Here is a 12,729-nt window from a genome sequence, read left to right on the forward strand (position 1 = left end):
ATTATATACTTTTACAATATTGAACAATTTCCCGGAAAGCATTATCCTGCATAGCAGCCAACCGGTCTGCATATTCCAGCGCAGCTTTTTTTTTCTGCCGGATCGAATCCTGATCGACTGATCGATAAAACGCATTAATTGAAGAGTCATAATCATCCGTTTCAGGAATGAGCCAGATAGCATCCGGAAACATAGTATACCCTTCCGACTGTTCAGAAGCATTATACAATACCGGAGTCCCCGCACAGATTGCACTAACAACTTTGGAAGGAACACAAACATGATCCCAGCAAGTTAACAACGAAGCAACATTGATATCGGCAAAAGTAAGTTCTTCAGCCGAAACATAATCCGTCAAAACTACTCCGGGAATTGAACTTACCACAGGTAAAACTCTCCCGGCCTTAGCCCCGTAAAGAGAAAGTATTATGGCAAACTTATCGGGATCCAACAATTCGATAAGCCGGGTCAAAAAATAGTCGTCATGTGCCTCTCCCAGATTTCCTGCATAACACAGGATTATTTTCTCTCTATACTGTTCTTTCCACCAGGGAACTACTCCCCCAACAGCTTGCCTGACCGAATTTATTCCGCAGGGTAGTATCGTATGAGGAATTTCAGTTTTATATTTATCCCTCAAATAACCATACTGCTGTTCTCCCAAAGCGATCATAAAGTCAGGAGTATGCCGATAGACATACTGATGTATGAGTCTGAATGCGGAATTACCGGCACTCACCAGTCCGGCCGAACAAAAAGCATCCGGATATAAATCCATCGTCCAGAATACCCACCGCGAACGGCTGAAATGCTTAAATACGGCCGCCCAGAAATTGATCAGTGACGGATTGGTAAGTACAATCCGTACATCCGCATCGGTCATCCGGCAAGCACTGAATACCAGCCGAAAGCCGTCCAACAAGCTGACCAATAACCGGCATATCTTATTACTGCCGTTATAAACCGCCTTCAGCTCCGTAACCAGGTAGGGTAACTGAACATTTTCGGCAACCTGCCCTTTATAAATGGCATCGATCGAGAAAGTATGAACCTCCAACCCATTCGAATAAAGGAGATCTGCCATCAACCTGACAGATCTCCCCGCTATGGACGGATGCCGGGGACTGAATTTCTCTATGATATCTACTTTTATTATTTTTCTTTCCTTATTCATAACTCACCTGTTATCGCTATCAAGCAATTTCAACAAACCGAAAAATACAAGAATGAATACAAATCTTTTGATAAATTCAAGCCTGATCCGGGTAAAAAAGCCATTTTAAATTATGAGGAATACAAACGTTTATCTTTCTCGAAATATCTGTTTTCCCGGCAATTTCTTCATCGACTGCCGCGAACGTAGGAAATAGGAAGGCTGTTTCAGATTGATGATATAAGTTTTATCTTATCTGCCATCCTTCATATATTTCCCGGAAAATCTGATCCAATGAGCGTGTAATATCCCAAGCCGGATAATGTGCCTTCATCTTACTTAAGTCGCTGTAGTAGCAGATATGATCTCCTATACGATTCTCATCCGTATAATCATAGATCATCTTCTTGCCGGATAGTTTTTCTATTTTATCAAAAGCTTCCCATATCGAACAAGTATTATCCTTTCCACCACCGATATTATAGACTTCCGCCACACGCGGAGCTTTAATAAACTCTTCCATAAAACGAGCCACATCATACGAATGGATATTATCACGCACCTGTTTACCCTTATATCCGAACACATGATACGCTTTCCCTTCCAGGTTACATTTGATCAGATAACTCAAAAAGCCATGAAGTTCCACCCCTGTATGGTTCGGCCCGGTCAGACAACCACCCCGTAATATACAACTCGGCATTCCGAAGTAACGCCCATATTCCTGCACCATCACATCCCCGGCTACTTTGGAAGCCCCGAAAATGGAATGTTTACTTTGATCGATACGGAATGTTTCAGGAATACCGTTCAAATAAGCATCATCCGCATATTCCCAACGGGTTTCCAGTTCTTTCATAGGGATCTCATTCGGCGCATCCCCGTATACTTTATTGGTCGACATATGCAGGAAAGGGATATCCAGGCGGTAACGGCGGGTCGCTTCCAGCATATTTAACGTACCGACGGCATTCGTATCGAAATCGTCGAACGGGATCGATGCCGCCCGGTCATGGCTCGGCTGGGCAGCCGTATGGACAATTGCATCCGGTTGAATTTCGGAAACAAGACGGATAATACCTTCCCTGTCACGAATATCCATTTCGTGATGTACAAAACCCGGAATCAAACGTTGCAAACGTTTCTGGTTCCAACGCGTATCGCCCTGTGGCCCGAAGAATACAGCCCGTTGATCATTGTCAACCCCATGTATTTCCCATCCTAGTTCAGAGAAATGCATACACACTTCCGAACCTATCAGTCCGGAAGAACCTGTTACTAAAAGTTTCATAAATTAGAATTATTAAGTTTATATTAGCTCTATGCACCTGCTATAAATCATGTGCATATATTTATTTCGACTATATATATTTGATTTTTTCATCATCGAAATCCTATTCGATGGAATAATTTGGAAAGACTGAATATCGACATGAAAAACAGGTCAGCCAGAAAATCATTTTTTAATCTCATTCCTATACCCAATACCCCGCTTTCATAATTTCCATATGAAAAACAATCCCGAAGTTTGTTTAAATAATCCAATCGTTTTTTTCTTTTCGGAACATTATTCAAACGGTACATATTTATTATCGTCATTTGCTTTTCTTTCTGACTAAATAATTTAGCAGCATTATTGAATACATGACTTTTCAAATGGTCAGCCAATAAATGTATTTTTTCACATTCAATGATACACGACAAATAATGTTGGTTAAAATCTATATTTCTATTAAATGATTGGGAAGATAAATGAATCCGATAGTAGTAAGTACAAACCGGATATAACCTGACTGATTCTATTGTTAAGCAATAGTCAAACATAAATACGGCATCTTCATGATAGGGTAACCGAGAATCAAATCGTATTTGACGAGAATGGATAATCTCCGTTTTTAAAGACTTATTACACGCATATCCAAACTCGTTACAATTGAGCAGTTCAGATAAAACATCCGGTAAAGATACTGTACTTTCGGCAGAAATATTATTTAATGGCACATTACTTATAACTCCCTCGAACTCGCGCGACATTTCTGTATAAACGATATCATAATCAAATTCTTTTCGAGCTTCCACGTAAGATTTTAAATAATCTGCAGATACCCAGTCATCCGAATCTACAAAATTAATATAACGCCCGCATGCCTTTTCCATTCCCTTATTTCTGGCAGCAGATACGCCTGAATTCTTTTCATGAAAAACCCGTATCCGTGAATCTTTCTTTTCATATTCGTCACAAATAAATCCACTTCTGTCTGTCGAACCATCATCTATCAAAAGCAACTCAAAATCAGAAAAAGTTTGTGCTAACAAACTGTCTATGCAAACGTTTATAAATTGTTCGGTATTATAAACCGGAACAATAATCGAAAAAACCGGCAATTTCTTAACCATATTATTGAAATCTTGTTTTTCGTAACAGAGAAATACCCCGCCATCCTACTTCAATCCCGATCCTTGACAAAACAGGAAAATAAAGATAACCTCCACATGCCAGATAAAAAAATTTTCTTTTTCTCCATAACATGCTTCTTATTTCCTCTTTATTCCAATAATAAGTTCTTAACCTATTATCAGTATCCGGCACGTTCTTTCTTATACAAGATAAGAAAAATGGAAAAAACAGTAAAGACACCTTATTTATAATCCGTTGTTCATAATCATGTATGTCAAACAAATCAAAAATAGCCTCCACCATTTCGATATTCATGGTAATTGCATTATCATTATGTCTGCATGTTACAGATAACGAATGCCTTACATAATTATAGACATACAATTCTATATAGGCAGCCTGCTTCACATTCAACGTTATTTGCATATTTATGAATAAGTCTTCTCCCATAGCAATAGGCTTATAAACGATTCGTTCGTCAAACAATGTCTTCCGGATCAATCGGCCACACAAACTCCAACAAAATCCATTCAACAGATCAATAAGTAGATTTTGTCCTGATAATCCGTTGATCTCAGAAATGGCACAGTTCTTTTCCCGGTTGTCTCCATAAACTGTATAAAAATTCCCAACCACATAATCTGCATTTCTTTTTATTGCTTCAGAATAGAGTTCACTGATTGCATTTTTTTTCTAAAAATCATCTCCGTCAAGATAAAAGACATATTCACCGCGAGCGACTTCCAATCCTGACTTACGGGCATAAATTACTCCCTGATTATTTTGATCGACCATCACTATACGTTCGTCAAGAGCCGCATATTCCTTTATGACATCAGAAGTAGTATCTGTCGAGCCATCGTTAACAACGATTATTTCGAGATCTACAAACGTTTGATTAATACAGGATGATAAGCAATAACCCAAAAAAGAGGACATATTGTATGCCGGTATAATAATTGAAACTTTTACATTCATAATATTTATTGTATTATTTCCTATTCATTGCGTCCTAACCCTATCTTTCTGAATGCCAATACGCGGAAAAACAATAAGAGTCCCCAATATTTTTGTAACAAGAAATTTCTTGCCATATATCTGAATGGCAAATCTTTACGGGGTAGCTGACAAATTGAATTATCCTGGATTTCAGTATCAATCTGTTTCATTGAAGAAGCTCCGGCCGCCAAATTAGGATAAATACCATCCACACGTATGCCATGACAATTCATATAAACAAAATCGTCGGCAACGATAGATGCCCTTGAAACGGATAATAATTTTTTCGCAGCTTTCCTGTTAATGAGATAAGCACATGTGCCCCAGGCATCAGATACTTTAAAAACAGAAAAAGAGTTTATCTGAAAAGAGTTTCCCGGATAATAAATATACTGTATTGAAAGAGTGATCAGATGTGATTTCCGCCGACTCAGTTTTGCTGTCAATTGTTGTAATATTTCTTCCGTTTCCTCCACAGGATATAAAAACGTAACATCATCTTCCAAAATCAGTGCGAACTCATTATCCGACTCCAGAAATCTTCTATAACATTCCCTATGACTTAACGTGCAACCTATTTCTCCCCGTTTGGGAGTCCGCTCGTACCGGTAAATAAACTTTAATGTGTGGAAACGGCTGGTAACCTCTTCTGCTGACATTTTCCTACCATCAACTGCTTCTACCAGTTCGATGTCCAAAAGCCTGTGTCCAGCCGTTTCCCTCAGAACTCTCTCTCTCCGTTCGACCGATTCTTTCAGATTAATGAGATAAGTTTTTATTGTACTCTTTTTCATATCACTTGCTTCCATAACTGTATCCATAATTATATCCATAATTATATCCGTAGTAGGAACGATGGTAACATACCCCATTCAATACCACTGCCATATGTGGTAACTTGCTTTCTGTATATAGCTTTTCAACCTCCGGCAACAATCTGCGGTCCATACGCCCTTCTCTTATCACATAAATGCATAAATCTGCTACTCTGCTTATTATCCTGGCATCTGCAACTATTCCATAAGGAACCGTATCTAACAGGATATATTCATATTCACCTCTTAAAAAAGACATCAATTCATCCAAACGACTATTTAACAGGAGTTCCGACGGATTCGGAGGAATCGGGCCGGAGGAAATAACATCCAATCCAGTCTGCCATTGACTTTTTCGAATAATTTTTCCGATATCCGTTATATTTCCGGATAAATAATTGGTAAGTCCCGGCAAAATTTTTCCATCACTGTCTTTTTCCGATCCCTTACGAATATCCATTTCCAACAAAATAACCCGCTTACCGGTTAAAGCCAAAGCGATTGCCAGGTTGGTAGATACAAAAGTCTTTCCCGATACCGGATTAAATGAAGTAAACATGATGGACTGCGCTCCCGAGCTTTTCTCCTGCATAAAATCAAGGTTCGAGCGAATAATGCGAAACGCTTCCGAAAGAGGATCACGTCCTTGTTCGTGAACAACAGCCAAACCTGACTTAGTCGACTTGCGAGGCACTTCACCCAAAAACGGGATTGTCAAATTATCTTCTATATCTTTTCGCCCATGTACCCCGATATCGAGCAACTGCTGGATATAGAAAACCATACCCGGTACCACTATACCGGCAATTAAGGCTCCGAATAGGATCACTAGGATATTGGCTCCTGCCCTGCCGGCATCATAAGCTTCATCTACGACTCGCAGATTACTGTCGGCAGTAGCCAGGGTCAGCGCATTTTCCTCCCGTTTGTTCAATAAATACAAGAACAGCTCTTCTTTTATCTTCTGCTGGCGCTCCACCGACAAAACATACTTCTCCTGTGTCGGAATAGAACTTATCTTACTGATTTCCAATGTCTGCATACGGCGTGAAAAATCCAGTTTCGTATGGATAGCCTCTTTCGTATTCCGCAAGCTTTCGCCAATGGTACGCCGTAAGGAAGACAGTTCCGTGCTGCGTTCTTTAACAGCCGGGCTGTTATCTCCGGCATTCACCTTAAGTTTATTCCGTTCCAGTAATGTATTATTGTACTTTTCAATCATCCCTTCTATACCGATGTTTGCTATCCCGGTATTGACAGGAAGTAGTCGTTCCTCTTTCAAGGGATCATGCAGATACAACTGGATAAGTCCGATCAGTTCCACCTGGTTGGTCAGTTCAGTCACTTCCCGGTCATATCGGTTGCGGTTATCCAGATAGATTCTGGCTTCCTGCCCAAGGTCAGCCGACTTATTCTGTTTCCTGTATTCCTCAATGTGGCCTTCTACATCTCCCAGTTCCTGATTGATCAGTTGTAAACGTTCATCGATGAAAACAGCAGTATTCCGGATAACCATATTCTTATCCCGCATAGATTCATCGACATACACTTGTATCAATGTATTCAGAATATCATCTCCTCTCTCCGGATTCGTATCTTGGTAAGTCAAAGTCAGCAAATTGGCATCCTTTACCGAACGCTCGGCCTCCAGTTTACCCAGACATGAAGAAATAAGGGATTCCTTCCCTGCACAGATTACCTGTACCGGAATATCCTTCCATTTCTCATTATAGGAAGGAGTACGATGTACGACCATTCGTCCGACCGGACTATCCTGGGGATTACCGAAAGTATATGTTATAACACCTTCCGGATCATCTTCCAAGCCTTCTATCCTGTAATTGTCACCCTCCAGAGGTATAATGGAAAAAACGGCAGGATGGGTAAACGTAGAATCAGGAAAGTGAACAGTTACCGGTGAATCCGAATACAATGTTTTATTCTTCAAGCCGTCATCTACTGTATATTCGATTTCCAACCCTAACCTGCCTATCACTTGCCCCATCAATAGGCGTGATTTGAATATCAGAATTTCTCCATCCACATTATTATTGCTGTCGTCAAACATCTGCTTTTCATTAAAAGCTTCCTCCGTCTTTACTTTATTTTTTAACTGCACAATCGCTTCCCGCTTATAAACGACCGGAACCGTTCGCACATACACGAAAGCCAGTCCCAGACATAAAAAAATGGATAAGGCGAACCAATGCCAACGGGCAATCAGGACATCAACAACAGTACGAAGATTGAACTCACTTTTCAGATGCCACTCTTCTACATAAGGTTTTTCCTTACTCATACGATATTATTTAAAAATAAGTACACAAGTCGACATAACGAATGATATCAAAGACATCCAGGTACCTACGCTGGTAAACTGGTTCTGGGTGCTTGCTTCCGCTTTGATCCGGTTAGGTTCCACATAAACCATATCATTCTGTTGCAGATAATAATCGGGCGATTTAAATACATCCCTCGACCGGAGATCATGGTACAAAATAGTACGTTCCCCGTCTTTTTCGCGTATCACAGCAACTCGGTTACGACGTCCGTGTATCGTTAAATCTCCTGCCATGCTCAAAGCTTCAAACAGTGTAACCCGTTCGGATGTAATATTGTAGGTTCCTGGCCGGTTTACTTCTCCCAGTACCATAATACGGAAATTCTGAAAGCGCACCGTTACAATTGGATCTTTTATATATTCTCCTTTTCTCAACTCATCCTGTACCAGTTCCGTTACTTTCCGTCTGGTCAGACCTGCGACCTTCACTCTACCCAACAAAGGGAAATTAATCGTTCCGTCCACTTCCACCAGGTATCCCCTGTTTCCGTTATATCCTCCATAATTTCCCCCATTGTTTCCCCATATTTGCAGATTGAATGGTTGCAACAATTCCGGTTCGGCACAACTGACCATAATATCCAATATATCGTTTTTCATGATTTTCATTTCAAACGTATCGACAACCGCCATTTTATCAAATAAGCCCTCTCCCTGTAAATAAGCGATATCCCTTACCGAGCCGCAGGATGACAATAAAATAAGAAACAACAAACTACCCCAAAAACCATTTATTATTTTCATATACCTGCACCTTTTTCATTTTCGTTCAACTTTGCAAGGAATCCTTTCCCCGGTTTGAATTTTACACTCATTCGTTTGCGGATCGGACAAACTACTCCGGTACGTGGATTCCGTCCGCTTCTTTCACTCTGTTGCCAAGGCTGAAAATGCCCGAAATTCTGTAACAATACCGATTCATTCTTTCCTATCGTCTCTCCCAATACATCACAAATGGTATCGATAAATTTAATAGACATCGTAACCGGCAACGACATGCGCCCGGCAATTTCTTTTGCTAATTCAATTTTGTTCATACGTGTATTATTTATTTGTTAATTGTTTCATTAAAAAGAATTTTACTTCGTAGAATATAAATATCAAGACAGACAACCTGTGATACACTAGAAACCCTTTCAACCTTTTAAAACGATATTTTTTAAAATTCTCTCTGTCGGCTGATTGTATCAGATAATTCATCCGTTCATAGCGTTGTTTCCACGATAAGCGGTCATGCACATACAAAACTCCGGCAATCTGCTGCGAGAACAAGAGGCGGTACCACTTCTCCATAAGGACATTCAATGCAGGTGGTACATCGATATCTTTAGCCAATATAAAAAGGGAAACACTTTTCCATAACCTGAGATGATCCGTAAGAAAAAAAGCATATTTTGCTTTCACCGATAATGATTCTATCTCTTGGACTACATGATACAAATTATACGAAACACCTCTGATTCCCTCTATATGTTGATAATAGGCATAATTGAAAATCAAATCTTCCCCCCAATTAATGCCTGAAGGGAAGCGGAGACGGTTAGTTTCGATTATATTCCGATCGTATAATTTGCAAATAGGACCGGCCAATAACCCGTCAGACAATTGCTCCGTTAATAGTTCAGCGATATTACTATCCATCAAGTATAAGTTGTTTTGTATAGTAACATTCATACTTCCTCCGTCCCTCTGTTGCACATGGTAGCCACAAAGGGGCATAATCCCGTTACCTGCAGATTCATATAATAACTGAAGATAATTCTGATCTATCCAATCGTCGCTGTCAATGAAAGCAATATACTCTCCCCTGCTAAATTCCAGTCCACGGTTACGGGCTACCGATACCCCTCTATTAGGTTGGTTGTATATCCGAAAGCGTAAATCCGCTTTCTCATAACGGTGACATACTTCCAAAGTGCCATCTGTCGATCCGTCATCGACAAGAACGCACTCCCAGTCTGTAAAAGTTTGGTACATTATCGAATCGAGACAACGGGATAAACAATAGTCCCTGTTATAAACAGGAACAATAATCGAAATCATAATTTAAATTTTATAAATTGATTACCAGTCCATTCTTTTCCCTGTCATCTCATAAAATTTCTCATTCCACGGTTTGTAGAATTGTTTAAGAAATAGTTTACACTCAGCAGATATCTGCTGAGTGTAAACTCCAATATTGGAGTTTACCAAATCACTTTCAACCCAGTTATAATGAGGAATTTTTAAAAAATCTTCTATTCGGAACAACGTTTGTTTCTTGTTTAATTTCAGCTCTTTATCCTCCAGTATTAATAGTTGATCAGGATTAAAATACCGATAATACCTCTCCAGTTGGTCGCTATATAAACCATGACGGATAAAATCCGGATAATGAAAAGCTGACGACGTGCAGGAGCCCGTTTCATCCATCTTTCTCAGTTCTTCCTTTATAAACCACTCGAAAGGATACTTATCCGGTTGTTTCAAACGATCGAAATACTCATGTTCCGGATCTTCCCTTACACATTTGTTTTTTTCTGTAGCATACCAGCAAGCCATATTGTATTCGGAGATAGCCCTGCTTACGGGTTCACGAACCAGAAGAATCATTTTAATTTGAGGATTATAATGAAAAATACGTTCCGGAACATCTTCTTCATAGATATTATCAGGTGTTGCTTCAAAGAAAAGACATTTGCCTTTATTTTTAAAAAGCTTACCAAAAGAGAAATAACCGACCAATCGTTTCAACCCTAATTTCTTTTTATAATACTTTGTAAATAATAAACGTTCTTTATTTACAGCACCGGTACAAAAGGGATGTTTATCCATATAATCAAACAGAGCCGAGGTTCCACATTTCTGTGCCCCGATAATCAGGAAATCTATTTTCTTATCTGCTTTTCCGACTAAGGAGGCACATACATACCTGATGATATATATCATTTTTATTTTCTTGATTGCAGCTTTCATTCGTTTATAAATTCAGGCTTATTTTTTCTATTTAAAATCCAATCATACATATCCGTTATCTGTTGAGAAATACGGTTAATAGCATATTTTTCTATAATTAGCTTTCGCCCGCGCTCCCCCATTTCCCGTAATTGTTTCGCATCTAAATCCAATATTTCACGAACAGCTTCCGTTAACGTATCCGTATCGTTCTTCACCCATCGCCCACAGCGATAAATTTCAAGTTCTTTCCAGGGCGAACCCGTTGTGGCGATTACGGGAATTTCCTGAAGTAGCGCTTCTGGCACGATCATTCCGAAATTTTCAAAATCGCTGGGGACGATCAGACAGGTAAGAGATGCCAACAAACGATTTTTCTCTATGCCGGATATCCATCCGAAAAAACGGACATTTGATAATTGCATACGCCCTGCTTCTTTCTTTAAAAAAGCAACATAATCCGGCTCTCCATTTCCTATAATCAATAGTTCGCCGGGCTCTTTTAAATTTTTCCAGACAGCCAGCAAACGTTCTACCCTTTTACGAGGATGCAAACGTCCTAAATAACCTATTCTTTTTTCTCCGGTAGACAAAGCCGGTGTTTCTATTTTACATATTTCCAATGGATTAGGAATAACGGCTACCGGGTTGGTGAACCCTAATTCCCGGTAATACTCCATCTCCTCGATGCATGTTACATGCGTACAGGCAGCTTCCTGTAATAACCGTCGTTCAAATAACGATAAGGCTATTTTTTTAATTAACGAGGAATGCTTCATGGCTTCGGGATACATACCGCCATGTAAAGTAACGACATAGGGACGAGAACTTTTTCGGGCGCATCGTGCCGTTGCATACCCCGGATATTGCCATAATTCCTGAATATGGTAAATATCTATATCCGGAATCATCTCTAAAGCTTTTGAATAATTTTTCGCATATCCCCACCGCTCATAGTAAAAAGGAGAGACGGATAAATAATGAATAAAAGATTCTTCTGATACCGGCTCTTCGCCGGACAACATCTGTTTTGTCAATATCTGTGTATCGACTCCTAAATCGTTAAGCCCTTTAACTGTCAGAAAAGTAGAACGGGCCGGCCCTCCATGAACTATACTCATAGAGTTAATGACATGTAAAATTTTCATTTCTATATATATTGAATTTTATTTTCTATCAACCAGTTTATAATATAGTTTTTTAATACGTCAGCGACTCTTTTCTGCCCTTGCTCATTCAAATGGATCATATCTCTGTAATCCGAACTTTCCATATATCGCAGTCCTTCTATCAGCGGTATAGAATTATCACGGCAAAACCGTATAATTTCTTTCCCCTCTTCATTATACTCGCCTGCTCTAAGTTCACTTTGTTCTGGATTCAACCAGATGAAAAAAGGAATATTCGCTGCTCTGAAACGACTGGCTAAAGCCTGAAAACCGGTGTTAAATATTCTACCGTCTTTTTTGATTTCAGAAGAAGAAGATGTTTCTTTCCCGGAAAAAGAAGTAAAAAAAGGAGACAGATACCGGGGATACAAATAACGATGAAACAACTCCCCATACGCAGACATATATTGTGAAACCGGATAATCCAAATGAATACCTACCACCGGCCGATGATCGATATTATCATGTGCATCATGTGAACTGCAAATTAAAAAAGCCATTTTTGCACCAAATAACCCATATTTATCCAGATAAGCATCACAGTTGTCAGGCCCCCAACTACCCGCCGAAATATTCAGTACCTGCACTTTACCCCCTAAACCGGATAAGTTTCCGGATAAACGGGTGGTTGCCAAACTATCCTGATCCGTAAGCGTTCCTCCGTTAATAACAGAATCGCCCAACCCCAAAATAATAAATGCAGAAGAATCGACCGGTTCACTACGTTGGCTGTATTTGTTATACCGGATATGTTTTTTAAAACGGCAGCGTTGTTGATCCGGCTGGGCAATATATTCAAAATCAGGATCAGCCTGCATCAATATGGCATCGCAAAACCCCCAGCATTTACGCAGATAAATCTCACCTGCAAACAGGAAAAATCCTATAAACACTAAAACAAATAAAGATACTTTTTTCAT

Annotated in this window: 13 protein-coding genes; all 13 read right to left on the bottom strand. The window is 39.6% G+C overall.

The features are described 5' to 3' along the window. Position 1: 1 nt before the first annotated feature. The 13 genes from HMPREF1536_RS20705 to HMPREF1536_RS20760 all read right to left on the bottom strand — a co-directional run bounded on the left by HMPREF1536_RS20705 (position 2) and on the right by HMPREF1536_RS20760 (position 12,729). The gene (locus tag HMPREF1536_RS20705; protein WP_028729245.1) at positions 2 to 1,174 is read right to left on the bottom strand and encodes a glycosyltransferase family protein; all 1,173 of its coding nucleotides are present in this window, start codon (positions 1,172 to 1,174) and stop codon (positions 2 to 4) included. Positions 1,175 to 1,400: 226 nt separating this feature from the next. Beyond that, positions 1,401 to 2,444 (bottom strand): NAD-dependent epimerase/dehydratase family protein, encoded by a 1,044-nt coding sequence (locus tag HMPREF1536_RS20710; protein WP_028729244.1) that lies wholly within the window; start codon positions 2,442 to 2,444, stop codon positions 1,401 to 1,403. 92 nt (positions 2,445 to 2,536) lie between these two features. Continuing rightward, complete coding sequence (locus HMPREF1536_RS26725) at positions 2,537 to 3,550, bottom strand: glycosyltransferase family 2 protein (protein ID WP_052349897.1); 1,014 nt, start codon at positions 3,548 to 3,550, stop codon at positions 2,537 to 2,539. 1 nt (position 3,551) lies between these two features. Beyond that, positions 3,552 to 4,187, bottom strand: coding sequence for a hypothetical protein (locus HMPREF1536_RS26730; protein ID WP_028729243.1), 636 nt, complete (start codon positions 4,185 to 4,187; stop codon positions 3,552 to 3,554). Positions 4,188 to 4,244: 57 nt separating this feature from the next. Next, positions 4,245 to 4,529 (bottom strand): glycosyltransferase family 2 protein, encoded by a 285-nt coding sequence (locus HMPREF1536_RS20720; RefSeq protein WP_028729242.1) that lies wholly within the window; start codon positions 4,527 to 4,529, stop codon positions 4,245 to 4,247. 20 nt (positions 4,530 to 4,549) lie between these two features. After that, a complete protein-coding gene (locus HMPREF1536_RS20725; RefSeq protein ID WP_044193222.1) occupies positions 4,550 to 5,371 on the bottom strand; it encodes a glycosyltransferase family 25 protein in 822 nt (273 codons plus the stop codon). After that, complete coding sequence (locus HMPREF1536_RS20730) at positions 5,346 to 7,664, bottom strand: GumC family protein (protein WP_028729241.1); 2,319 nt, start codon at positions 7,662 to 7,664, stop codon at positions 5,346 to 5,348. The genes HMPREF1536_RS20725 and HMPREF1536_RS20730 overlap by 26 nt, the downstream gene beginning before the upstream one ends. 6 nt (positions 7,665 to 7,670) lie before the next feature. Further along, on the bottom strand, positions 7,671 to 8,450 hold the full coding sequence (locus HMPREF1536_RS20735; protein WP_044193133.1) for a polysaccharide biosynthesis/export family protein: 780 nt from the start codon (positions 8,448 to 8,450) through the stop codon (positions 7,671 to 7,673). Then, entirely contained in the window at positions 8,447 to 8,743 is a 297-nt protein-coding gene (locus HMPREF1536_RS20740) for an HU family DNA-binding protein (protein ID WP_028729239.1), read from the bottom strand. The genes HMPREF1536_RS20735 and HMPREF1536_RS20740 overlap by 4 nt, the downstream gene beginning before the upstream one ends. Positions 8,744 to 8,750: 7 nt before the next feature. Next, positions 8,751 to 9,749 carry a glycosyltransferase family 2 protein gene (locus HMPREF1536_RS20745; protein ID WP_081693394.1) on the bottom strand — a complete coding sequence of 333 codons (999 nt, stop codon included), beginning with the start codon at positions 9,747 to 9,749 and terminating at the stop codon, positions 8,751 to 8,753. 21 nt (positions 9,750 to 9,770) lie between these two features. Then, a complete protein-coding gene (locus HMPREF1536_RS20750) occupies positions 9,771 to 10,661 on the bottom strand; it encodes a sulfotransferase domain-containing protein (protein ID WP_028729237.1) in 891 nt (296 codons plus the stop codon). Then, positions 10,658 to 11,761, bottom strand: a complete 1,104-nt coding sequence (locus HMPREF1536_RS20755) for a glycosyltransferase (RefSeq protein ID WP_225608035.1) — start codon at positions 11,759 to 11,761, stop codon at positions 10,658 to 10,660. Before HMPREF1536_RS20755 ends, HMPREF1536_RS20750 begins: the two co-directional genes overlap by 4 nt. A gap of 29 nt (positions 11,762 to 11,790) precedes the next feature. Beyond that, positions 11,791 to 12,729, bottom strand: coding sequence for an SGNH/GDSL hydrolase family protein (locus HMPREF1536_RS20760; RefSeq protein ID WP_044193131.1), 939 nt, complete (start codon positions 12,727 to 12,729; stop codon positions 11,791 to 11,793).

It is taken from the genome of Parabacteroides gordonii MS-1 = DSM 23371 (assembly GCF_000969825.1).
Taxonomy (GTDB): Bacteria; Bacteroidota; Bacteroidia; order Bacteroidales; family Tannerellaceae; genus Parabacteroides; species Parabacteroides gordonii.